Consider the following 23,636-nt stretch of genomic DNA (forward strand, 5'->3'; position numbering starts at 1 on the left):
GTTCCCCAGGAGACCCGCTTGAATCCCGCCCCGATGACCGCCAGCCCCACGACGACCGAACCCGCAGCCACCGCCGCGCCGGGCGCGCCGAGCGCGTCGAACGTCTGCGACGTGTTCGTCGTCGGCGGCGGCATCAATGGCGCGGGCATCGCGCGGGACCTGGCCGGCCGGGGCTGGAAGGTCGTGCTGGCGGAGGCCTCGGACTTCGCGGCCCACACCTCCTCGTCGTCGACCAAGCTGATCCACGGCGGCCTGCGCTACCTCGAGTACTACGAGTTCTCGCTGGTGCGCAAGGCGCTGCAGGAGCGCGAGGTGCTGCTGCGCAGCGCGCCGCACATCATGTGGCCGCTGCGCTTCGTGATGCCGCACGACGCCGCGATGCGGCCGGCCTGGATGATCCGCATCGGCCTGTTCCTGTACGACCACCTGGCGCGCCGCGAGGTGCTGCCCGGTTCCACCGGTGTCGACCTGCGCCACTCGCCCTACGGCGAGCCGCTCAAGGCCACGTACACGAAGGGCTTCGTCTATTCCGACGGCTGGGTCGACGACGCCCGCCTGGTGCTGCTGAACGCGCTGGACGCGCGCGAGCATGGCGCGGTGCTGCATACCCGCACGACGGTCACCGCGGCGCGGCGGCACGCCGACCACTGGATCGTGACCCTGCGCTGCGCCGACGGCGAACGCACGGTGCGCGCCCGCGCGCTGGTCAACGCGGCCGGGCCGTGGGCGGAGGGCTTCCTGCGCGAGGTCGCCACGCCGGCGCGCGGCGAGGCGCTGGCCACCAAGAGCCTGCGCCTGGTCAAGGGCAGCCACATCATCGTGCGCAAGCGCTTCACCCACGACCACGCCTACATCTTCCAGAACCCGGACAAGCGCATCATCTTCGCCATCCCCTACGAGGACGACTTCACCCTGATCGGCACGACCGACGTGGAGCTCGCGCCCGATGCGCTGGCGGGTTTCGGCAAGGCGCGCATCGAGGAGCGCGAGATCGCCTACCTCTGCGAGCAGGCCAGCCGCTACTTCCGCGAGCCGGTCAGCGCCGCGGACGTGGTCTGGACCTACGCCGGCGTGCGGCCGCTGCTGGACGACGCGTCCGGCGACCCGTCGGCGGTCACGCGCGACTACCTGCTGGAGACCCACGCCGACGGCGGCGCGCCGCTGCTGAGCGTGTGGGGCGGCAAGATCACCACCTTCCGCAAGCTGGCCGAGGATGCGGCCGACCTGATCGGCGCGCTGCTGGGCGACCGGCGCCGCGCCTGGACCGAACATGCGCACCTGCCCGGCGGCGACCTGCGCGACTGGATCGGCGCGCCGCAGCGGCCCGACACCGATTTCCAGCGCCTGCTCGCCGCGATCGGCCAGCGCCACCCGTGGCTGCCGCCGTCGCTGGCGCGGCGCCTGGCGCGGGCCTACGGCGCGCGCGTCGGCCGGGTGCTCGGCGGCGCGGAGCGACTGGAGGACCTCGGCCCGGAGATTGCCCCGGGCCTGCACCAGGCGGAACTCGAATACCTGGTCCGCGAGGAATGGGCGCGCGCGGCGGACGACGTGCTGTGGCGGCGTTCCAAGCTGGGACTGCATTACACCGAGGCGCAGCGGATGGCGGTGGTCCAGTGGTTCGCCGAGCGCGAGCACCTCTGGGCCAAGCCGCCGGCCGCCGCCGCATGACCTGACCCTGCGCCCCGTGGCCCGTCGGGACTGCGGGTTCGCGGGGAGCGACAACGGGAGCCACCCGCGCCATAAAGCGCAACGGCGCGCCGACCGGCGCCCGCCAGCGCTGGGAAACGCCGCGAGGCGCGACGAAACGACAACGACATGCACAGAGAGACAACGATGGAGCCGAGCTCATGGAGCTGAGCCTGCAGGGCGTGAGCCACAAGGTCGGCGCGCAGCAGCACCTGTATCCAATGGACCTGCGGCTGGTGCCGAACGCGGTCACCGTGCTGCTGGGCGCGACGCAGGCCGGCAAGACCACGCTGATGCGGCTGATGGCGGGCCTGGACCGGCCCAGCGAGGGCACCGTCATGGTCGATGGCACCGACGTCACCGGCTGGCCGGTGCGCCAGCGCGACGTGGCGATGGTCTACCAGCAGTTCATCAACTATCCGTCGATGACGGTGCGCGACAACATCGCGTCGCCGCTGCGATTGCGCCCCTCGCGCGGCCAGCTCGACCGCGACGCGATCCGCCGCCGCGTGGACGAGCTCGCCACCAAGCTGCACATCGAGATGCATCTGGACAAGCTGCCCGCGCAGCTCTCCGGCGGCCAGCAGCAGCGCGTCGCGCTGGCGCGGGCGCTGGCCAAGCAGGCGCCGCTGATGCTGCTGGACGAGCCGCTGGTGAACCTGGACTACAAGCTGCGCGAGGAACTCCGCGAGGAGCTCGGCCAGCTCTTCGCCGCCGGCGAGTCGACGGTGGTCTACGCGACCACCGAGCCGGCCGAGGCGCTCCAGCTCGGCGGCTACACCGCGGTGATGGACGCCGGCGAGCTGCTGCAGTACGGCCCGACCGCCGAGGTCTTCCACCGTCCCGCGTCGCTGCGCGTCGCGCGCGCCTTCAGCGATCCGCCGATGAACCTGGTGATCGCGCAGGGTCTGGGCGACCGGCTGCAGCTGCGGCCGGGCGTCGAACTCGCGCTGCCGGGACAGGGCGGCGTCACCGTCGGCGTGCGCGCCAATGCGCTGCGCGTCACCGCGCAGCCCGGTGACCTGGCGATCCGCGGCGAGGTCGAACTCGCCGAGATCTCCGGCTCCGACACCTTCGTCCATGCGCGCACCGAGATCGGCGAGCTCGTCGCCCAGCTGACCGGCGTGCACGACTTCGAGCTCGGCGCACCGCTGACGCTGTACCTCAACGCGGCCCATGTCCACGTCTTCGACGCGGCCGGCCTGCTGACACGGGCGCCCGAGCGCCGGGGAGGCCGCTGATGGCCCGCATCGACCTGGACCTGGCCCACGCCTACCGGCCCGATCCGAAGGAGGACAGCGACTACGCGCTGCTGCCGCTGCAGATGAGCTTCGAGGACGGCGGCGCGTATGCGCTGCTGGGCCCGTCGGGCTGTGGCAAGACGACGATGCTGAACATCGTCTCCGGGCTGCTGCGGCCCTCGCACGGCACGGTGAAATTCGACGGCCGCGACGTGACCACGCTGACGCCGCAGCAGCGCAACATCGCGCAGGTGTTCCAGTTCCCGGTCATCTACGACACGATGACCGTGGCCGAGAACCTGGCCTTCCCGCTGCGCAACCGCGGCGTGCCGGCGGATCGCATCAAGGCGCGCGTGGGCCGCATCGCCGAGATGCTGGAGCTCAACGGCCAGCTGGACCAGCGCGCGTCGGGCCTGTCGGCGGACGCCAAGCAGAAGATCTCGCTGGGCCGCGGGCTGGTGCGCGAAGACGTGTCGGCGGTGCTCTTCGACGAGCCGCTGACCGTCATCGATCCGCATCTGAAGTGGCAGCTGCGCCGCAAGCTCAAGCAGATCCACCATGAGCTCAAGCTCACGCTGGTCTACGTGACCCACGACCAGGTCGAGGCGCTGACCTTCGCCGATCGCGTCGTCGTCATGACGCGCGGACGGGCGGTGCAGGTCGGCACGGCGGGCGAGCTCTTCGAGCGGCCGAGCCACCGTTTCGTCGGCCACTTCATCGGCTCGCCGGGCATGAACTTCCTGCCCGCGATGCTGGACGAGCACGGCGCGCTGCGCGTCGCCGACCAGCTGGTGGCGACCGGTGGCGTCGCGCTGGACGCGGCGTTGCCGCGCGGCACGCCGTTCTCGCTGGGCATCCGGCCGGAATACGTGGCGGTCGACGCGGTCGGCGACGGCGTCCCGCCGCTGCCCGGCAGCATCACCGGCGTGGTGGCGCAGGTGCAGGACATCGGCACCTACTGGCTGCTGACGGCCCGCACCGGCGCGCACACGCTGAAGGCGCGGCTGCCGGCGCAGGCCTCGCCACCGCCCGCGGGCGCGACGGTCGCGCTGCGCGTGCTCAATCCCCACACCTGCTTCTATGGCGCGGACGAGCGGCTGATCGCCGCCAGCGCGGCGACCGCCGGCGCGCGCCAGGAGGATCTCGCATGAAACCCATCAACCAGAAAGCCTGGTTCCTGGTCCTGCCCGTGCTGCTGTGCGTGGCCTTCTCGGCCATCCTGCCCTTGATGACGGTGGTGAACTACTCGGTGCAGGACATCATCTCGCCCGAGCGGCGCGTCTTCGTCGGCACCGAGTGGTTCGCGGCGGTCATGCGCGACGAGGAGCTCCACGGCGCGCTGCTGCGCCAGCTGGGCTTCTCGCTGGCGGTGCTGCTGGTCGAGATCCCGCTGGGCATCTGCCTGGCGCTGTCGATGCCGGCGCAGGGCTGGAAGGCCTCGGCGGTGCTGGTGATCGTCGCGCTGTCGCTGCTGATTCCGTGGAACGTCGTCGGCACGATCTGGCAGATCTACGGCCGCGCCGACATCGGGCTGCTGGGCGCGTCGCTGCAGGCGCTGGGCGTCGACTACAACTACACCGGCGATGCCACCGACGCCTGGGTCACGGTGCTGATCATGGACGTCTGGCACTGGACGCCGCTGGTGGCGCTGCTGTGCTTCGCCGGGCTGCGCTCCATCCCCGACGCCTACTACCAGGCCGCGCGCATCGACGGCGCCAGCAAGTTCGCGGTGTTCCGCTACATCCAGCTGCCCAAGATGCGGGGCGTGCTGATGATCGCGGTGCTGCTGCGCTTCATGGACAGCTTCATGATCTACACCGAGCCCTTCGTCCTCACCGGCGGCGGTCCCGGCAACGCCACGACCTTCCTCAGCCAGTACCTGACGCAGAAGGCGGTCGGCCAGTTCGACCTCGGCCCGGCGGCGGCGTTCTCGCTGATCTACTTCCTGATCATCCTGCTGCTGTGCTTCATCCTCTACAACTGGATGCAGGCGCTCGGCACCCAAGACAAGAGCGAGGTGGCCCATGGATGAACGCCGATTCCGCAAGCGCACGATCTTCCTGATCGCCTACCTGCTCTTCGCGCTGTTGCCCATCTACTGGATGGTCAACATGAGCTTCAAGACGAACGAGGAGATCCTCTCCAGCTTCAGCCTGTGGCCGCAGCACTTCTCGCTGGCCAGCTACCGGACGATCTTCACCGATCCGTCCTGGTACAGCGGCTACATCAACAGCCTGATCTACGTGGCGATCAACACGGTGATCTCGATCAGCGTGGCGCTGCCGGCGGCCTACGCGTTCAGCCGCTACTCCTTCCTCGGCGACAAGCATGTCTTCTTCTGGCTGCTGACCAACCGGATGACGCCGCCGGCGGTGTTCCTGCTGCCGTTCTTCCAGCTCTACACGACGCTGGGCCTGATGGACACGCACCTGGCGGTAGCGCTGGCGCACCTGCTGTTCAACGTGCCGCTGGCGGTGTGGATCCTGGAAGGCTTCATGAGCGGCATCCCGCGCGAGATCGACGAGACCGCCTACATCGACGGCTACAGCTTCCCGCGCTTCTTCCTGACGGTGTTCCTGCCGCTGATCAAGGCGGGCGTGGGCGTGGCGGCGTTCTTCTGCTTCATGTTCTCGTGGGTGGAGCTGCTGCTGGCGCGCACGCTGACCAGCGTCGACGCCAAGCCCATCGTCGCGACGATGACGCGCACGGTGAGCGCTTCCGGCATGGACTGGTCGACGCTCGCGGCCGCGGGCACGCTGACCATCGTGCCGGGCGCCATCGTCATCTGGTTCGTCCGCCACTACATCGCGAAGGGTTTCGCGATGGGCCGGGTGTAAGGGAGGTCCGCGATGTTTGATTGGATGGTGTGGACGACGCCGGTCGCGATCTTCTTCAGCTGCGTGGTGCTGATGCTGATCGGGATGACGGTGTGGGAGATCAAGTCGCCGACGACGCTGCGCAAGGGCTGGCTGCCGATGCGCACGACGCGCGGGGACCGGCTGTTCATCGGCCTGCTGGCGGCGGCGTACATCAACCTGGCCTTCGTCGGCCTGGGCGCGAAGATGGCCGAGTGGTTCAAGCTCGAGGCCGAGCCCAGCGTGTGGATCAGCTTCGTCCTGTCGATGCTGGTGCTGGGCCTGATCCTGCGCAAGGGCTGACAGTTCATTGAAGCTTCAAGGAATTCGGCTTCCTCTTCCCCCGGAGCCGCGATTCGTCCTCAAGAGGGGGAGATTCGACAGACACAGGAGACAAGCGTGAACAAGAGCAAGTATTCCGCGCTGGCCGTGGCCGCATTGCTGGCGTTGGGAGCGAACGCCGCCTGGGCCGGCGAGGCCGAGGCGAAGAAGTGGATCGACAGCGAGTTCCAGCCGTCGACGCTGTCCAAGGACAAGCAGACCGCCGAGATGAAGTGGTTCATCGAGGCGGCCAAGAAGCTGCAGGCCAAGGGCGTGAAGGAGATCTCGGTGGTGTCCGAGACCATCACCACGCACGAGTACGAGTCCAAGGTGCTGGCCAAGGCCTTCAGCGAGATCACCGGCATCACGGTCAAGCATGACCTGATCCAGGAAGGCGACGTCGTCGAGAAGCTGCAGACCTCGATGCAGTCGGGCAAGAGCATCTATGACGGCTGGATCTCGGACTCCGACCTGATCGGCACGCATTTCCGCTACGGCAAGATCATGAACCTCACCGACTACATGGGCGGTGCGGGCAAGGAGTGGACGAATCCGGGTCTGGACCTGAAGGACTTCATCGGCACCAGCTTCACGACCGCGCCGGACGGCAAGCTGTACCAGCTGCCCGACCAGCAGTTCGCCAACCTGTACTGGTTCCGGGCCGACCTGTTCGCGCGCAAGGACTTGCAGGACAAGTTCAAGGCCAAGTACGGCTACGAGCTGGGCGTGCCGCTGAACTGGAGCGCCTACGAGGACATCGCCGAGTTCTTCACCAACGACGTGAAGACCATCGACGGCAAGCCGATCTACGGCCACATGGACTACGGCAAGAAGGACCCGTCGCTGGGCTGGCGCTTCACTGATGCGTGGCTGTCGATGGCGGGTTCGGCCGACAAGGGCATTCCCAACGGCATGCCGGTGGACGAATGGGGCATCCGCGTGGCCGACGACAAGTGCACGCCGGTGGGCGCGTCGGTGGCGCGCGGCGGCGCGACCAACTCGCCGGCGGCGGTGTACGCGCTGACGAAGTACGTCGACTGGATGAAGAAGTACGCGCCCAAGGAGGCGACGGGCATGACCTTCGGCGAGGCCGGCCCGGTGCCGGCCCAGGGCCAGATCGCGCAGCAGATCTTCTGGTACACGGCCTTCACCGCGGACATGACCAAGCCGGGCCTGCCGGTGGTGAATGCCGACGGCACGCCAAAGTGGCGCATGGCGCCCGGCCCGAACGGTCCGTACTGGAAGGCCGGCATGCAGAACGGTTACCAGGACGTGGGCAGCTGGACCTTCTTCAGCGGCCATGACGCCAACCGGACGGCGGCGGCCTGGCTGTATGCGCAGTTCGTGACGGCCAAGACGGTGAGCCTGAAGAAGAGCATCCAGGGCCTGACCTTCATCCGCGACAGCGACATCCGCAGCGACTACTTCACCAAGAACGCCAACAAGTACGGCGGCCTGATCGAGTTCTACCGCTCGCCGGCGCGGGTGGCGTGGACGCCCACGGGCACGAACGTGCCGGACTATCCGAAGCTGGCGCAGCTGTGGTGGAAGAACGTGGCGCAGGCGGTGACCGGCGAGAAGACGCCGCAGGCCGCGATGGACACGCTGGCGGACGAGATGGACGCGGTGATGGCGCGGCTGGAGCGCGCCGGCATGGCCAAGTGCGCGCCCAAGCTCAACAAGAAGGAAGACCCGAAGAAGTGGCTCTCCGACAAGGGCGCGCCGTGGGCCAAGCTGGCCAACGAGAAGCCCAAGGGCGAGACGATCGCCTATGAGAAGCTGCTGGGGGCTTGGAAGGAAGGCAAGGTGCGCTGAGCCTGCCGCCGCCGCGAAGCGGCGATCTGCGTGATGCCAATGCCGCCGGGGCTTGCCTCGGCGGCATTCTTTTTGGGCGCGCGACCGAGCGGGTAGCATCTGCCTTTCGTTTCCGCCGCTGCTGCGAATCACCAAGGCTCCAAGATGACGCAAGTGCCCTTCCTGACCCGCGTCGTGCTGCGCAACTACAAGAGCATCGGCTTCTGCGATGTCCGGCTGCGTCCGCTCACCTATCTGGTTGGGGCGAACGGGTCCGGCAAGAGCAATTTTCTCGATGCGCTGCACCTCGTTCGGGACGCGCTGGGTGGATCGCTGGACAACGCGTTGAACGAGCGGGGCGGGCTCGCCGAAGTCCGTCGTCGGTCGACGGGCCATCCGATGACCTTTGGCGTGAGGCTCGAATTCATCCTGCCTTCGGGGCAAGAAGGGCATTACGCATTCAGCGTCAGCTCCCAGGCAGGCGGCAGCTATCTGGTTCATGCCGAAGAGTGCTTGATCGGAAAGCGGGGAAGTGGTCCCTCCTATCGCATCGAGAGGGGCATCGTGAAGGCGTCGAGCGAATCGACCTTTCCTGCCTTGACGCCGGATCGGCTCGCGCTGGTGGCGCTGTCAGGCGTCGCTGCTTTCCGTCCGGCCTATGACGCACTCACCTCCATGGGGTTCTACAACTTGAACCCGAAGGTCATGCGCGAGTTGCAGAAGCCCCAGGAGGGAAAGCTGCTCAAGCCGGTGGGCGAGAACATTGTCAGCGTCATCGGCCATCTGGAGCGCGTGTCTCCCGAAGGATTGGAGCGCATCCAGGAATATCTCCGGACCGTGGTGCCGATGGTGCACGGCATTCATCGCAAGCAGATCGGTCACATGGAGACCTTGGAGTTCAGCCAGGAGACAAAGGGCTCCGAGCATCCTTGGCGCTTCATGGCGCAGAACATGTCGGACGGCACCTTGAGAGCATTGGGCGTTCTGACTGCGCTCTATCAGGGCAATCGGGATTACGCGCCGACACTCGTTGGCATCGAGGAGCCGGAGACGGCGCTTCATCCGGCGGCGAGCGCGGCGCTCCGCGAGGCGTTGCAGCGTGCGTCCGAAAACACGCAGATCATCGTCACCAGCCACAGCCCGGATCTTCTGCACGATGAAGGCATCGGCGCGGAGGCGCTGCTGGCCGTCGCGTCCGATGGCGGGGAGACCCATATCGCGCCAATCGACGAAGGCGCGCGCACCGCGCTGCGAGAGCGCCTGTTCTCCGCTGGTGAGCTGCTGCGGCTGAATCAATTGATGCCCGATCCATCGGAGATCAAGCGCCAAAGCCTCTCCCAGGGTGAACTCTTTGGAGAATCCCGCTCATGAGGTCGGTGTGCGCGATCGTCGAAGGAGATGGTGAGGTCGCTGCGATGCCCATCGTCTTGCGGCGTCTGCACGAGCGGTTCGGCCCTGCGGATTTCGTGAACGTGCTGACGCCAATTCGGGTCCACAAAGACCGCTTCCTGAATCGCGAGGAGGAGTTCCGCCGTCATCTCCTGCTGGCGGCGGCAAAGTGCGGCGAGGAGGGCTGGGTGCTGATCGTGCTTGATGCCGACGACGCCTGTCCGATCAACCTGGCTGCAGACATCAGGGCAAGGGCCGAGACCGTCATTCCCCACCGCGCTTTCGCCGTGGTCATTCCCAATCGGGAGTTCGAAGCCTGGTTCATCGCCGCAGCGGAGTCGCTGCATGGCGTGCGAGGTTTTGCGTGGACGTCGAACGATGAGATCGACGCGGAATCGCCCCGGAATGCCAAAGGCTGGATCAAGGAACGAATGGCCTCCCGCAGCTATGGCGAGACGACCGACCAGCCCGCGTTTTCCGCGAAGTTCGACTTGGACCTTGCCGCCGCCAACAGTCGTTCGTTCCGAAAGATGTGCAGCGAATGGAAGAAGAACTTCCAGATTGAACTGCTGGAGACGACGTGAGGAGGGGCGCTTAAGGCGCGCATAAGGCCGGAAACCACCGGCATGCCACCATCGGCCCATGTTCAAGTCGCTGATCGACCTCTTCGACACGCTGGCGCCGGATGACGCGTTCGGGCGCTCGCGGGGCGGCACGCCGTCGCTGCCGCTCGCGGCGGCGGTGCTGCTGGTCGAAGTCATGCGCGCGGACGCTGATTTCTCCAGTGTCGAGCGCGCCGCGGTCCATCGCGCCCTCACCGCCCTGTTCGCCATCTCCGACGACGAGGCCGACGCGCTGACCGCGCAAGCCGAGCGCACCGCGCGCACGGCCTCCGACCTGTTCGCCTTCACCTCGCCGATCGACGAGCGCTGGGAGATGCCGCAGAAGCTGCGCCTGCTCGAGCTGATGTGGGGCGTGGCCTATGCCGACGGCCGACTCGGCGACATCGAGCGCCACACGATGTGGCGCATCGCCGACCTGCTGCACGTCCCGCAAGGCGCCTACGTCCACGCGCGCATGCGGGCGAAGGCGGCCGCCGGGATCGGCGACGAAGACTGAATCCGCCTCCTCCGAGGCGCCGGTCGCGCCGCCTGCCCGAAATGGAAAGGCCCTCCGCAGGAGGGCCTTCTTGTTGGTGAGAGCTCGGTGATGGCGAGGCTCGCCCCGACCGCCTCGCCCGGTAGGTCAGCGCACGTTCTGGAACACCACGCGTTCCGCCAGTTCGCGCGGCGCGACCGCCGTGCTGCGCTGCAGCTGGTTGAGCACCAGGCTGGCGCGCTCGCAGCTGATGGGCGCGGGACCGGCATCGCCGTCGGTCCACAGCTTGGAGAAGGCGCCGGCGGCAGCGGTGCCGACGGTCCGGGCCACGACCTCGAGTTCCAGCGCCGTCGCCTGCGGCGCACGCGCGCGTAGCGGCGCGGTCTCGGCGGCGGACTCGGTCAGCCAACGCGCCTCAAGGGCCATGGCTTCCTCCGGCAGCAGGCGGCGCGGCACCGGCGAGCCCGACAGCCAGGACTGGCAGGTGTCCGCCCCCAGCGCCTGCGCCGCGGTCAGCTGCGCGCGCAGCACCTGCAGGTAGCGCCGGCGCAGGTCGCGCGAGCCGTTCAGCAGCATCTCCCGCACGTTGGGTGCGAGCGCCGCCTGGGCCGCGATCTGCGCGCCGGCGACGGCGTGTTCCGATCCGGCCAGCGCCATGTGGGCGTTGCGCATGCGGCCAGCGGCGTCGTCGATCAGGCCGGGGAAACGCTGGTCGAGCTGGAACCACGCGTCGCTCGCCCGCAGCGCGTTGACGTAGTCGACCAGCGGCGCGTAGTGGCCGGGCTTGTCGCCTTCCGGCAGCGCCACGTCCAGCGTGCGCGGCGGCGGCAGGATCAGGGAATGGCGCACCAGGTCCTCGGCGGCGGGGTACCACATGCGTCTGGACGGCGTGCTGAGCGTCTTCTCGATGAAGTCCTCCGGCAGCTCCATGCGGCGGTAGGTGCGGGCGAGTTCCTGATTGGCGATCTCGTCGAAGGCCGGATTGAAGGTGCCGCTGCTGGCGCGATGGAAGCCCAGCTGCGCGCCGGGCATGAGCTGGCGCTTGTTGCCGGCCAGGAAGACCAGCGTGCAGGCGCTTTCGCAGTTGCCGATCGCACGGGTGCCGACGCCGCGTTGGCGGATCAACTCGACCATGCGTTCGGCCTCGGTGACGCGGCCGCCGGGCGAGGCGACCTCGAGCAGCCGCACCGCCGGCGAGGCCGCCAGCAGCGTGCCCAGGCGATGCGCGTCGCCGGCGCCGATCGGACCGTTGAACTGCATGGTGCGGCCGTCGGCGCTGACGGACAGGCGCACGTTGCCGATCGGATCGATGCCGCGGGCGAGCTTCCACAGCTCCGGGAATTCGGAGAACACGCCCAGCGCGAGCGAGAAGGCGATCTGCAGGAACGAGCCCAGCAGCGACAGCCGCGCCAGGCCGGAGATCAGGTAGGAACCGCCCGCGTCGACGTAGCCGCGCACCGAGCGCCAGGTGCCGACGGCGCTCCAGACCTCGATGACGATCAGCAGCGGCCAGGCGATCAGCAGCGCGATCGCGACGCCCTGCAGGCCCTCGCTCTTGGTCGCGAGCCAGGCGACCAGGCCCTGCACGCCGGCGGCGACCGGCCAGGTCAGCAGGACGTGGTTGATCCAGAAGCTCTGGGCCAGGCTCTGCTCGCCGCGCCAGTGGCTAGCGATGTAGCCGATGAGCAGGCCTTCGCCGTCGGCGGGCGCCTCGCGGCTGCGCTCGACGGCGGTGCGGGAGAGGCGGTCGTGCCAGGTGCGGCCCTCGGCGTCGACGCGGGCCCACAGGAAGCCGGCGAACAGCGGGATCGCGGACACGAGATAACCGACCCAGCGCAGGGCGGCCTGCTGCGGTGAGGGATGCTTGCCGCTGCGGGCGTCGACGACCTTGATGCCGGCGACCAGCTTGCCGGGCGTGGCGCCCTGCCAGCTCCAGAACACCACGCAGACGATCAGCGGCAGCAGCCAGTTGATGGCGAGCGTGCCGGGACGCAGGTCGGTCCACTTGGACACCGGGTCGCCATAGACGGCCCACATCAGCAGCGTGCTCGCGGCGAGCATCAGCGCGCCGTCGATGACCATGGCCAGCGCGCGAGGCGCCAAGCCGACGGATTGGTTCGACATCCTTCTCTCCCTCCAGGGCGGGGAGTGTAGTGAGCGGGTGCGCCGCGGCGCTTGTCAGTTCTGTGGCTGGACCGGGGCTGTATTGAATCCGTCACAGGCGACGGGGTGGAGTTCCCTCTTTGGGAGGAGACCGCGAGCGCCGACGGCTCAGTCGTCCCAGAAGAACCGCCGGTCCGGATAGACCACGCTCTGCGAGGTGCGGAACACCACGCCGTTCTTGAAGTGCACGTTGAAGCGCAGCAGGTAGCCGTTCATCTCGGGCTCGATGTTCCAGTCCCAGACGTCCTCGCCGCTGAGCTTGAAGAACACGCGGGTGCGCTCGCGGCCGAGGATGCGGTTCACCTGCTCGGGCGTCATGCCCGGCACGATGCGGTTGCGGCTCGCCGGCGAGAGGCCGTCGACCGCGCTCACGAAGCGGTCCTGCGCATCGAGCCGCACCATGTAGCAGGTGCGGCCGAAGGGCTGGGTGGCGTACTCCAGCGTGTGGCCGCCGTCGGCCTCGGGCCAGACCTGGCTCGGCGGGCCGTAGAGCTGCTGCACCTGGGCGCCGGTCGTGACGCCGGGCTGCAGGCGCTGGTCCTTGAGCAGCGTCGTGCAGCCGCCCAGCGCCACTGTCGCGACTACCGCCACCGCTGCCGTGCCCAGCGGGCCCAGGCTCGTCCACTCGCGCATCGTTCTCTCCTGCCAGACGAAGCGGCCATTGTGCGGCGAGCCCGGCGACGCACAATCCGCCCCATGCCGAGACCGCACTTCCGACAGGCGTTTCAGATCGCCGCCCTGACCGTCCTGCTCCTGACGGGCGCGCCCGCGATGGCGCAAGCGCCCGCCGTGGCCGGCGCGGGGTCCGCGTCGAGCGCCGCGCCGGGCGCGCCGTGCGTGCTGCTGTTCGGCCAGGGGCGCAACTTCGATCCCGAGCAGCCGGCGGCCAATCGCCGCTGGGACGAGGCCAACGGCGCCTTCAACCTCGCCGTGCGCGAGCCGGTGGCGGCGGCGGGGCTGCCGGTGATCAACCTGGTGCTGCCGGTTTCGGCGACCGACCTGCCGCGCAACCTGCAAGGGCTGCTCGCCGAGGTGCAGCGCCGCGGCTGCACGCGGGTGCTGGAGACGGCGCTGTTCGCCGACGTCGCGCAAGGGCTGCTGATCGCGCGGCTGCGGGTGTACCCGGTGCTGGGACTGCTGGGCCCGCAGGCGGCCGGCAGCCAGCCGAGGATCGGCGCGGTGGCCTATACGCAGCAGAAGGAATTCACGCTCGATGCGCGGGTGATGGATCGGGTGAACCCGTCCCGGTTGGGACGGGTGATGGGGGAGGAGGCCGCGGCCGCGCTGGTCGGGCCCCGTGAATGAGCAAAGGGCCGCGATGCGGCCCTTTGCGTATCGACGCGGACGACGGGATCAGCAGGTCAGCGGGCCGTCGTTCAGGACCTGGGGATCGCTGCTCGGGTAGAGGTTCTCGACCTGGCCCGGCGTGGAGAAGAGCAGGATGACGCCCTTGGTGATGATCGAGCCGTTCGTCGGCATCGGGAAGGTGACGACGTTCTCGTCATCGGCCGGCGAGAAATTGCTGCCGTTCATGCCAGGCGTGGAGCCGATCGTCTTGAAGGTGGCGCCGATCAGCAGCAGGCTGGTGTTGTCGGCCTGAGCGAAGTTGCAGGAGCCCGCGTCGCGGGGAATGTGGAGCGTGGAACCTTCGATGGGCTCGGTGCCCGCCTGGTCGGCGTAGTACGTGCAGTCCGCGAAGTTGCCATCGGCGCTGACCTGGGCAGCGACATAGAACGTGTTGGTCATCGAATCACTCCTTGAGCAGTTTTGGTAATGGTCAGGTCGGAGCGATGCCTGATCGATCCCGCGCGAGCCACTCGGCAGATTGCCTGACGTCTCCGCGTCCTCCCTGTCCCAAGCAGGATTGGGCATCAACCCATGCGCGAGTGATCTGCTGATGAACCCGAATCAGGCCGGCCATCTTCTCGATCCTGTCGACAACGTCCTGGCATACCGCCTGTCGCTCGCGTGCCTGCTCCGGGCTGGTGCGTCCCTTCAGCAATTCGATCTGCAGCTGCCGGACGAGTAGCAGCCCGCTCAGGATCCGCACCTCGCGGGGCCGCTTGTCGAGGGTCGGCTGCACCAGCTGCACCGCGTTCGCGAGCACCGCTTGTGCGGCGGCAATGTCGCCGTCCTGGCTGAGCGACCGTGCCTGCTGGGTGGACCAGACCATCCAGGCGTCGAGCACCCGGCCGTCGATGCGCTCGGCGTCCTTCGTGAGCAGGTCCAGGGCCTGCCGGACGGTCTGGAGGCGGGCCTTGCGCTCCTGCGGCGGCATCAGGCTGCCGTGGACGTCCACGTCCAGCAGCTGCATCCGGATCCGGTTGATCTGCCATTGGACATTGGACGGATCTTTGGCGGCCAGCGTCTCGAGGATGCTCCGGGCGGTGGAGGCGTCCTGGATGGCGGCGCCGCGCTGGCCGGTGTTGACCAGCGCCTCCGCTTTCCAGCGACGCATGATCGCCTCGCGATAGGCCCAGCCGTCCTGCGGCGCGTCGCGTCGGACTTCGACGATCAGCGACGCGCCTTCCGCGAAGGTGTGGGCGGCGGCCTGGTCCAGCCCCTGCCAGAGCAGCGTCGTCCCGAGCCAGCTCAAGCTGTCCGCCAGGTCCATCCGCGCAGCGGCATTGCCGGCGTCCGCGGGTGCCTGCAGCCCCTGTTTCTTGAGCTCGATGGACTTGCGGAAGAAGGCCGTCGCCGAGCGCAGGTCCGCCAACTCCAGCTTGGCGGTGCCCAGGCTGTTGTAGGCGTAGGAGAGCTCGATCAGCGCCTCGCGGTTGCGAGGCTGCGCGTCCAGCCAGGCCTGTTCCGCGTCCCGGTAGGCGAGCCAGGCCTCAGTCGCCCGGTCGAGCTCGCGCGCGTAGTAATGGACATGGCCGACCCAGAACGCCGCCGCGCCCTGCGCCTTGCGCCATTCGCCCGTCAGGTCGGGCGAGGGCGGGGCGCCCTCGAGCAGCTTGCGTGCCGCCTGCAGCGGCTCCAGCGCCTCCTTCAGATTCCGCTTGGAGACACGGACCTCACCGATCACCGTCAAGGCCTTGGCGCGTTGCAGCCGCTCCATCGGCGTGGCGTTCTGATCCTGCGCCAGATACGTCAGCGCCTTGCTCCCCACGCTGTCGAGCAACTCCAGCCGCCCCACCGGCCGCAGCTTGTCGGCGAACTCCCCCAGCATGTAGCTCAGCAGGTCCTCCGCCTGCTGCCGTCGCTCCTGCGCCTGGTGCTCCGCCCGTTCCGCCCGCCGCGCCTGCAGCACGCTCAGCCCCGTCAGCGACACCAGCGCCAGCACCGCCACGCTGCTCGCCGCGACGCTCCAGCGGTGCCGCCGTACGAAGCGGCCCAGCACGTACAGCCGCGTGTCCGGCCGCGCCGTGATCGGCTCGTGCGCCAGCCAGTGCCGCAGGTCCACCGCCATCGACTCCGCGTTGGCATACCGCTCCGACGGCTTCTTCTTCAGCGCCTTGCCGACGATCGTGTCCAGGTCGCCCCGCAGCAGCTTGGCCTGCCGCGCGATCACCGGGTCGAGCTGGTCGCTCGCCACGTCCGACAGCCGCTTGGGCACCAGCTCCACCACCGCCCGCAGCCGGTCCAGGTGAGTCTGCGTGTCGTCCGCCGTCGGATGGCGGCCGCCCAGCATCTGGTACAGCAGCACGCCCAGCGCGTACACGTCGGTGGCCGTCGTGACGTCGGCCTGCTGCACCTGCTCCGGCGCCGCGTACTGCGGCGTGAACGCGCTGCCGGCCCGCTGCGTCAGCTCGGTGGCCACGCCCGAGTGCGTCGCGTCGTCCAGCAGCTTGGCGATGCCGAAGTCCAGCAGCTTCACCTGCCCGTCATGCGTGACCAGGATGTTGCTGGGCTTGAGGTCGCGATGCAGGATCAGCCGCTGGTGCGCATGCGCCACCGCCGCCAGCACGTCCAGGAACAGCTTGATCCGCGACTCCACGTCCAGCCCGTTGACCTGGCAGTGGCGGTCGATCGGCAGGCCGTCCACATACTCCAGCACCAGGTAGGGCTGGTGCCCGTGATGCACGCCCGCGTCCAGCAGCCGCGCGATGTTCGGATGCGACAGCCGCGCCAGGATCTGCCCCTCGCGCTCGAAGCGGCCGCTGTCGCCCTTGCCGAACAGCCCCGACTTCAGGAACTTGACCGCCACCTGGCCCTCGAAGCGGCCGTCGGCCCGGCTCGCCAGCCAGACCGCGCCCATGCCGCCCTGGCCGAGCTCGCGCTCGAGCTCATAGGGCCCGAGCGTCTCGCCGCGGAAGTCCAGCGGCGGCACCGCCGACGGCACCGGCCCCTGCAGCACCTCGGCGGCCGGCTGCTCGAGGAAGCGGTCGTCGTCGAGCGCGGCATCGCGCGCCAGCAGCGCCTCCAGGTGCTCGGCCATCGCGACGTCGCCGGCGCGGATCTCCGCGAGGCGGCGGCCCCGGGCGGGCTCCTCCAGGTCGAGCAGTTCGTCGAGCAGCGGACTCAGCGCGATCCAGCGCTGTTTATCGAGTGCGTCCATCGTCGGGCGTCTTGGGATTCTTGGGCGTCGTGGGCATCTTGGGCGGTATCGACGGACCGCGCGGTGCCGACCCGGGGGTCAGTCCTTGAGGCTCATCGAGAGCAGGATTCTCGCCTTCTGCCAGTCGCGCTGGATGGTCCGTTCGGTGACGCCCAGCGCCTCCGCGATCTCCTGCTCCAGCAAGCCGCCGAAATACCGCATCTCCACCACCTGCGCCAGCCGCGCGTCGATGGTCGCGAGCTCCTCCAGCGCCTCGTGCACGCGCAGGATGTGGTCGTCGGATTGCGGCGCGCCCTCCACCACCGCCGTGTTGAGCGTCAGGTCGGGCTGATCGCCGCCGCGGCGCTCGGCCTGGCGCGCCCGCACCAGGTCGATGACGACGTGCCGCATGGTCCGCGCCGCGTAGGCCAGGAAGTGGCGCCGGTCGGGGAAGGTCTGGCCCTGCGCGCCCGCCAGGCGCAGCCAGGCCTCGTGCACCAGCGCGGTGGTGTCCAGCAGCGTCATCTCGCCGGCCTGCCGGATGCGTTGCCGCGCCAGGCGCTGAAGGTCGCCGTACAGCTGCGCCACCACTTGGTCGGCGGCGGACCGGTCGCCTTGGCCGGCCTCGTGCAGCAGTTGGGTGATGTCCTTCATGAGGCGGAACTCTAGCGGGGGCGTATGACCTTGTTACAGGAGACTGGGCGACGGATGACGCAAACCGGTGGGTCTCGACATCAATTTAAGGGTTTCTACCCAGCAGATTTTTGTGAGCGGATGTCGGGACGGCGGTGAGGAATCCGTTTTAGATAGGTGAGGGCACGGCTGGTCAGTGTGGCAAGGGAGGCCGGCATGGATCGGGCTGCTTCAGCAGGTCGTGTCCTCAACCCCATTCATTCGTTCCCCGCGGGTCGGCCTGGTGCCGCACGCGGGCGTGGATCCGTCCTCGACCTGGAGCTGTCGCGCATGAGCCTGTCCACCGCCATCGTCGCGTCCGCCGCCATGGAGGAGGGCCAGGCGGTGCCTGCCAAGCCGGCGCGACAGACGCCGGCGCTGTGGCTGCCCCGCGTCGATTCGCTGGCCGAGTTCGGCCTCATGATCTCGCGCCAGCTGACGCAGTGCCGCCGCTATGGCGGTCACCTGTCGGTGCTCTGGCTGGAGGCGGCGCCGGCCGATGCCGAGGACGACGCGACCCTGGCCCCCCCGGCGTCGGGCGAGCCGCCAGCTGCCGATGAGGGCGAGGCCGGCGCGGAACGTGTCGCGGCGCTCGAGGCCCGGTCGCAGCTGATGACGGCGGTGGGTCGCCGCCTGCGCAGCCGGGTGCGCGGGACCGACATGGTCCTGCAGGTGGGCGAGACCAGTTTCGCCGTGCTGCTGCTGGACGCCGGCCTGCGCGAGGCCCACCTGGTGCAGCAGCGCCTGGCCCCGGCGCTGAACAGCCCGTACGGCGTGGACACGCGGTTGCTGCAGGTGCGCCTGCAGATGGGCACGGCCTCCTTCCCGGAGGGCGGCCTGCGCGGCGCCGACCTGGCCGAGAGCGCCCGCCAGGACCTGCGCCGGCGCCGCTGCTGAGCGCGCGCCTGCTCTCGACCCGTCCGGCGGGCCGCTGCCCGCCATCGGGCTCGTTCAGAAGCCCCGCTCTGAAGCCCCGCTCAGAAATCCTGGCCGTAGATCAGGAAGCCCTTGTGCTCCGCGACGCGGTCGTACAGCGCGCGCCCGGCCGCGTTGGTCGTGTGCGTCTGCCAGTAGAGGCGATGCCCGCCGCGCGCCTGCACCGCCGCGGTGACCGCCGCGATCAGCGCGCGGCCGACGCCGCGGCCGCGGACATCCTCGGCGGTGAACAGGTCCTGCAGGTAGCAGGTGTCCTCGATGCGGGTCGTGCTGCGGTGGAAGAGGTAATGCGTCAGGCCGACCAGCCGCCCGTCGAGCTCGGCGACGAAGGCGTGTACCGGCTCGCGTTCTTCGAAGAAGCGTGCCCAGGTCGAGGCCGTCACCGCCTCGGGCAGGGCGGTCTCGCCGGCGCGGCCATAGAAGGCGTTGTAGCCGTCCCAGAGCGGACGCCAGGCGGCGAGGTCGGACGGGGCGATCGGGCGGACGACGATTTCAGAGGACATGCGCGAGGTCGAGGCGTGGGCCGGGGCCCGATTGAAAGGGTCGCGATCATCGGGCTTCGCGCGAGGCCGGGCAACCATCGCATGACGCCGGGGGCTCAACCGCGCGCATCACCGCCTGCCACGGCACCAGCTTGAAGTTCTGCCGTCCCATCGGCCAGCGCTTGTGGCCGTCCTGGACGACGAGCAGTCCCTGGCCGTACTCGCCGCCGAGCGCGGCCGCGCTGACGTCCAGTCCGTCGGTCTCCGATGCCGCGTCGATGCCGCGGGCCGGGTTCAGGCCGACGCGGAAGCGTCCCCGGACCGCATGGGGCGCGTCCGCGTCGAGCAGCACATAGCTGTCGTCGCCCTGGGAGGACACGACCAGCCACGCGCCCTGGGCGCTGCGATGCACCGCCATGCCCTCGACATCGGCATGCAGCGTCTCCCCGACCGGCAGGATCAGCGCGGCGTCGCCCAGCCGGCCATCCGCGTCCAGCGCGACGCGCCACAGCCCGCGCTTCTCCTCGCCGACGAAGAGCTGCCGGCCCGGCTCGTCGACCACGCAGCCTTCCGGCTGCGAGGCCAGCCGCATCGTGGCGACCGTCGTGGCCGACCAGGCGCCGGCGCTGCGCGCCACCCGCAGCTGCAGCAGGCGCCCGTCCTTGTCGTTGACGAACACGTCGAGACCGCCCGCGGGGTTGCGTCCGGCGCAGACGCCGTAGACCTCGTCCAGCCCGGTCGGCAACTCGGCCAGGGTGCTCACGCGGCCGCCGCCGTCGATGCCGAACAGCAGCACGCTGTGACGGTCGCGCTGCGTGGCGACGGCCAGGTCCCAGTCGCGGCCGTCGTGGCGCAGGCGCTGCCGCAGGTCGACGTTGTTGACGCGGCCGACCGGCAGGAACTGCCTCTCGCGCCCCTGCAGGTCGTAGACCGCCAGGCCGCGCTTCTTGTCGGTGCCCAGGATGCGGCTGCGCGTGGGCTGCGTCGGATGGACCCAGATGGCGGGATCGTCCGCGGCGTCGCCGCCGCCCCGCACCGGCTCGGTCTGCGCCGAGGGGACCGCGACCGGGATCACCGGGCGGGGACGCGCCGCGCGGGCCTCGAGCCAGAGCGCCAGGTCCTTGGGCGCCAGCCCCGGCGCGACCAGCGCGCGGCCCGAGCGCTCGGCGTCGGCCTCGAAGGCCCACAGGCCCACGTCGGCCTCGGCGATGTACAGCGTCGCCTCGTCGTCGCGCACCGCGCAGCCCTTGGCGTCCGGGATCGTCGCCAGCTGGCGCAGCACCTGGGCCGGCATCGGCGAGCGCGCGACCAGGCGACCGCTCGTGCCCGTCGAGCCGCTCGTGCTGCTCGTGCTGCTCGAGCGACGCTTGGCCGGGTCGACGGGCGGCGGGGTCAGCAGCCATTGCTCCGACAAGCCATCGCTGCCGAGCAGGAAGGCCTGGAGCGTCTGCTGGCGCGGCTCGAGGTAGAGACAGATCGCCTCGACGTCGATGGCCGGCGCCGCCCACTGGCCGCGCTCGCGCAGGCGCTGGCCCCGCACCTCGATCAGGCGAAGGACGCCGGTGTCGGCGTCCTGCAGCAGCGCGACGGTCGTGCCGTCGGCGAGCCGGCGTCGATCCCAGCGCTTCGCGCGGACGCTGAACTCGTCCACCGGCTGGCCCACGGCGTCGAGCAGTCGCAGGCCGTTCTTGCCCAGCTCGAGCACCGGCGCGGTCGACGTTGCTGCCGTGCCCGTTGTCGTTCCCGGTCCAGAAGCCGCCTGAGCGATCGGGACGAACGCGCCCGCAGCCGCAACAGCCGTCGCCAGGAGCGCCCGGATCGTCACCCCAGCGGCGCGGGGAGTCCTCATCGTCTTCATCGTCATGACCTGCCGCTCCTTCAGAACATCGCCAGCTTCAGGCTGAGCTTGTAGGCCCGCCCGTACTGCTCGTACTGGGTGTTGAAGGCCTTGCTGCCCTGGTAGACGTAATAGCGTTCGTTGCTCAAGTTGAGCGCCTCGAACTGCAGTTGCAGCTGCTTCGTGAGCTGGATGCGCATCGACGCGTCGATCTGGTTCTGCGTGTCGACCTTGCGGTCCTGCGCCGCGTCCAGCACGTCGCCGACCTCGAGCAGGTAGGGCGACTTGTGGTTCAGCGCGATGCGCGCGCCGAAGGCCGGCGACTCCCAGCCCAGGCTGAGGTTGATGCTGCGGTCGGACTGGCTCGGCAGCGCGATGCGCCGGCTGACGAAGCGGCCCTCGTCATAGCCGCCGATGGTCGCGCGCGACTTCACGAAGCTGCCGTTGGCCCCGACGACCAAGCCGTTCCACGGCGCCGGCAGCGTGCTCAGCGCCTGGCTCCAGGAGAGCTCCAGCCCACGCACCGTCGCGTCGCCGCCGTTGGCGAAGGACTCGACATGGCTGAAGTCCTCCCAGCCCGGCGTGCCGGCCAGGTCGGTCTGGAAGGCGAAGTCGCGGATCTTCTTGTGGAACAGCGCGGCCGACAGCACCCCGTCCCGTCCCAGTCTCTGCTCCAGGCCGAGGTCCAGGTTGCGCGCGCGCAGCGGCTTGAGCAGCGGGTTGCCGATGGTGGCCTCGTCGCCGTCGACGGTCACGCCCGGGCTCAGTTGGCCAAAGGCCGGCCGCACCACCGCGTGCGTCAGCGCCGCGCGCAGCACCAGGCCTTCATTGAGCTTCTGGCGCAGCAGCACCGCCGGCAGCCAGTGGCGCGAGCGCGTGTCCTGGTGCACCGCGCTCAGCACGCCGTCCTTCCAGGCGGTGCCGTCGGCGGTGAAGCGCACGCGCTCGTGGCGCACGCCGACCAGCCACTGCGTGCCGCCGCACTCCAGCGTCGCCTGCAGGTAACCGGCGTCGGTGCGCTCCTTCATCGTGTAGTCGTTGACCGACGAGTCGACCGCGTCGCGGAACGCGTTCAGGTCATAGGCGCCGTACAGGCCGCGCAGCTTGCCGGCGTCGATGCCGGGCCCGAACGCGGTCCACGGGTAGTCGACCTCGCCGCCGCCGACGAACTGGCCCAGCCCCAGCTGCGCCGAGGGGACGTTGTACGGCGCCTTCTTCAGCACCTTGGCGCTGGGCGCGTAGGTCTCCTGCGCGTTGTCCTTGTCGCGGCGCATCGCCTTCAGGCCGGTCTTGAGGTCGAGGTCCCAGCCGCCCAGGTCGAACTCGCGCTGCACGTCGGCCTTCAGGTGGCGCACCCGGTCGGTGGCGCTGCTCTGCTCCACCTTGGCCTTGTTGAAGGCGTATCGCGAGGCGTCGCCCAGCCCGGCCACCGCCGTGGGCATCGGCCGGACGGTGTCGGTGTAGCCCAGGCCGGAGAAGTCCGCGGTGAAGGAGGACGAGGCCAGCGTGTCGGGCTTGTCCTCGCTGGCGCGGCCGGCACCGGCCTCGGCCCAGAACTTCCAGTCGCCGCGGCTGAGCTCGCTGCCCAGCACCACGGCGCTGGACTTGTTGATCTCGCGCCGCGCCTTCAGGCCGCGGCTGACGGTGCCGTCGCCGGTCTCGCCGGGCGCCAGCGGCTCGTCGAACTCGATCGCGATCGACTGGCGCTGCTCCTGGTCGGTGAAGCGGCTGCTGAAGCTGCGCAGGTAGACCAGCGAGGCCTCGTCCGGCTTGAAGTCCAGGTTCAGCGCCGCGCCGACGCGCTCGCGGGTGATGGTGTAGCGGCGCAGCTCGAAGCTGGCCAGCTTGTCGCCGTCCCAGTCGCCGCCGGTCTCGACGTTGTCGCTGGCGAAGCGGCGCTGGTCGGCCGACAGCGCCAGCGCCACGCCCAGCGTGCCGCCGGCGAAGCGGTCGGCGAAGGCGACCGAGCCGCGCGGCCGGGTCCTGCCGGCATTGGCGTCGTGGTTGGCGCCGAGTTCCATCGTGAACAGCCGGCCCGGCTGGTCGAAGGCGCTGAGCGTGCGCACCGTCACCGTGCCGCCCAGCGAGTTGGCGTCCTGGTCCGGCGTCAGCGTCTTCTGCACCTCCAGCGAGCGGATCAGGCCCGCGGGCACCAGGTCCAGGCCGGGGGCGCGGCGGTCGGACTCGGAGGCGGGCGTGAGCGCGCCGTTGATGTTGACCGCGTTGTAGTCCGGCCCCAGGCCGCGGACCCGGATGAAGCGGCCTTCGCCCTGGTCGCGCTCCACCGACACGCCCGGCATGCGGGCCAGCGCTTCGGCGGCGTTGTTGTCGGGCAGCTGGCCGATGCCGTCGGCATGCACGATGTTGACGATGCCGGGCGCCGCGGACTGCTTGTCCAGCGCGGAGCGCAGCGCCGCCGCCTGGCCCACCGTCACGACGGTGTCGAGCTTGCGGGCGTCGGCCTTCGCGTCCTTGGCGGCGGGCGCGTCCGCGCGGGCGTCCTTGCGGAGGTCGGCGGCGGCCTCAGGGCGCGTGTCAGGACGCGTATCGGGACGGGTGTCGGCAGCCTGCTGCGCCCAACCGGGCGCGGCGGCGAAGAGGCTGGACAGGCACAGGGCGAGGAGCGTCGGGCGGGGCGGCGTGCGCATGGGAGGAGGTGGGTGAGTCACGGATGGCGGCGCA

The 23,636-nt window shown here is 69.7% G+C and carries 20 protein-coding genes; 12 read left to right on the plus strand and 8 right to left on the minus strand.

Annotated elements, in window-relative coordinates; translation table 11 throughout:
* Positions 1-33: 33 nt before the first annotated feature.
* The 10 genes from glpD (at position 34) to ACTJKJ_RS02870 (ending at position 10,405) form a co-directional block, all read left to right on the plus strand.
* The gene (gene glpD / locus ACTJKJ_RS02825) at positions 34-1,668 is read left to right on the plus strand and encodes a glycerol-3-phosphate dehydrogenase (RefSeq protein WP_297380587.1); all 1,635 of its coding nucleotides are present in this window, start codon (positions 34-36) and stop codon (positions 1,666-1,668) included.
* A gap of 179 nt (positions 1,669-1,847) precedes the next feature.
* A complete protein-coding gene (locus ACTJKJ_RS02830) occupies positions 1,848-2,927 on the plus strand; it encodes an ABC transporter ATP-binding protein (RefSeq protein ID WP_297380066.1) in 1,080 nt (359 codons plus the stop codon).
* Complete coding sequence (locus ACTJKJ_RS02835) at positions 2,927-4,078, plus strand: ABC transporter ATP-binding protein (protein ID WP_147242131.1); 1,152 nt, start codon at positions 2,927-2,929, stop codon at positions 4,076-4,078. The genes ACTJKJ_RS02830 and ACTJKJ_RS02835 overlap by 1 nt, the downstream gene beginning before the upstream one ends.
* Positions 4,075-4,959, plus strand: a complete 885-nt coding sequence (locus tag ACTJKJ_RS02840; protein ID WP_091728875.1) for a carbohydrate ABC transporter permease — start codon at positions 4,075-4,077, stop codon at positions 4,957-4,959. Before ACTJKJ_RS02835 ends, ACTJKJ_RS02840 begins: the two co-directional genes overlap by 4 nt.
* A complete protein-coding gene (locus tag ACTJKJ_RS02845) occupies positions 4,952-5,764 on the plus strand; it encodes a carbohydrate ABC transporter permease (protein WP_091728872.1) in 813 nt (270 codons plus the stop codon). The genes ACTJKJ_RS02840 and ACTJKJ_RS02845 overlap by 8 nt, the downstream gene beginning before the upstream one ends.
* Positions 5,765-5,776: 12 nt before the next feature.
* A complete protein-coding gene (locus ACTJKJ_RS02850) occupies positions 5,777-6,085 on the plus strand; it encodes a DUF2160 domain-containing protein (protein WP_147242130.1) in 309 nt (102 codons plus the stop codon).
* A 96-nt stretch (positions 6,086-6,181) separates the two neighbouring features.
* Positions 6,182-7,918, plus strand: coding sequence for an ABC transporter substrate-binding protein (locus ACTJKJ_RS02855; protein ID WP_091728865.1), 1,737 nt, complete (start codon positions 6,182-6,184; stop codon positions 7,916-7,918).
* A gap of 144 nt (positions 7,919-8,062) precedes the next feature.
* Positions 8,063-9,268 (plus strand): AAA family ATPase, encoded by a 1,206-nt coding sequence (locus ACTJKJ_RS02860; protein ID WP_440819523.1) that lies wholly within the window; start codon positions 8,063-8,065, stop codon positions 9,266-9,268.
* Positions 9,265-9,870 carry a DUF4276 family protein gene (locus ACTJKJ_RS02865; RefSeq protein ID WP_183483330.1) on the plus strand — a complete coding sequence of 202 codons (606 nt, stop codon included), beginning with the start codon at positions 9,265-9,267 and terminating at the stop codon, positions 9,868-9,870. The genes ACTJKJ_RS02860 and ACTJKJ_RS02865 overlap by 4 nt, the downstream gene beginning before the upstream one ends.
* A 58-nt stretch (positions 9,871-9,928) precedes the next feature.
* Positions 9,929-10,405 (plus strand): TerB family tellurite resistance protein, encoded by a 477-nt coding sequence (locus tag ACTJKJ_RS02870; RefSeq protein ID WP_440819524.1) that lies wholly within the window; start codon positions 9,929-9,931, stop codon positions 10,403-10,405.
* A 126-nt stretch (positions 10,406-10,531) separates the two neighbouring features.
* On the opposite strand, the gene ACTJKJ_RS02875 is transcribed toward ACTJKJ_RS02870, so the two are convergent.
* Together ACTJKJ_RS02875 and ACTJKJ_RS02880 are read right to left on the minus strand one after the other, a co-directional pair.
* A complete protein-coding gene (locus tag ACTJKJ_RS02875) occupies positions 10,532-12,508 on the minus strand; it encodes an RDD family protein (protein ID WP_440819525.1) in 1,977 nt (658 codons plus the stop codon).
* A 147-nt stretch (positions 12,509-12,655) separates the two neighbouring features.
* Positions 12,656-13,180 carry a hypothetical protein gene (locus ACTJKJ_RS02880; RefSeq protein ID WP_440819526.1) on the minus strand — a complete coding sequence of 175 codons (525 nt, stop codon included), beginning with the start codon at positions 13,178-13,180 and terminating at the stop codon, positions 12,656-12,658.
* 63 nt (positions 13,181-13,243) lie between these two features.
* On the opposite strand from ACTJKJ_RS02880, the gene ACTJKJ_RS02885 reads away from it, so the two are divergent.
* Positions 13,244-13,852 (plus strand): hypothetical protein, encoded by a 609-nt coding sequence (locus ACTJKJ_RS02885; protein WP_440819527.1) that lies wholly within the window; start codon positions 13,244-13,246, stop codon positions 13,850-13,852.
* A gap of 48 nt (positions 13,853-13,900) precedes the next feature.
* Here the strand turns inward: ACTJKJ_RS02885 and ACTJKJ_RS02890 are convergent, their stop codons facing one another.
* The 3 genes from ACTJKJ_RS02890 to ACTJKJ_RS02900 form a co-directional block, all read right to left on the minus strand.
* Positions 13,901-14,293, minus strand: a complete 393-nt coding sequence (locus ACTJKJ_RS02890) for a hypothetical protein (RefSeq protein WP_297380093.1) — start codon at positions 14,291-14,293, stop codon at positions 13,901-13,903.
* A 31-nt stretch (positions 14,294-14,324) separates the two neighbouring features.
* Positions 14,325-17,048, minus strand: coding sequence for a serine/threonine protein kinase (locus ACTJKJ_RS02895; RefSeq protein WP_440819528.1), 2,724 nt, complete (start codon positions 17,046-17,048; stop codon positions 14,325-14,327).
* Positions 17,049-17,126: 78 nt separating this feature from the next.
* Positions 17,127-17,681, minus strand: a complete 555-nt coding sequence (locus ACTJKJ_RS02900) for an ECF-type sigma factor (protein WP_091728837.1) — start codon at positions 17,679-17,681, stop codon at positions 17,127-17,129.
* Positions 17,682-17,990: 309 nt separating this feature from the next.
* On the opposite strand from ACTJKJ_RS02900, the gene ACTJKJ_RS02905 reads away from it, so the two are divergent.
* Complete coding sequence (locus ACTJKJ_RS02905) at positions 17,991-18,596, plus strand: diguanylate cyclase domain-containing protein (protein WP_440819529.1); 606 nt, start codon at positions 17,991-17,993, stop codon at positions 18,594-18,596.
* Positions 18,597-18,676: 80 nt separating this feature from the next.
* On the opposite strand, the gene ACTJKJ_RS02910 is transcribed toward ACTJKJ_RS02905, so the two are convergent.
* The 3 genes from ACTJKJ_RS02910 to ACTJKJ_RS02920 are packed head-to-tail and all read right to left on the minus strand — an operon-like array spanning position 18,677 to position 23,602.
* On the minus strand, positions 18,677-19,138 hold the full coding sequence (locus ACTJKJ_RS02910) for an N-acetyltransferase family protein (RefSeq protein WP_440819530.1): 462 nt from the start codon (positions 19,136-19,138) through the stop codon (positions 18,677-18,679).
* 46 nt (positions 19,139-19,184) lie between these two features.
* Positions 19,185-20,981, minus strand: coding sequence for a phytase (locus ACTJKJ_RS02915; protein WP_440819531.1), 1,797 nt, complete (start codon positions 20,979-20,981; stop codon positions 19,185-19,187).
* A gap of 14 nt (positions 20,982-20,995) precedes the next feature.
* A complete protein-coding gene (locus ACTJKJ_RS02920; protein ID WP_440819532.1) occupies positions 20,996-23,602 on the minus strand; it encodes a TonB-dependent receptor in 2,607 nt (868 codons plus the stop codon).
* Between the last annotated feature and the right edge of the window lie 34 nt (positions 23,603-23,636).

Origin of the sequence: Roseateles sp. 22389 (genome assembly GCF_052044995.1) — a bacterium.
Lineage (GTDB): Bacteria > Pseudomonadota > Gammaproteobacteria > Burkholderiales > Burkholderiaceae_C > Roseateles.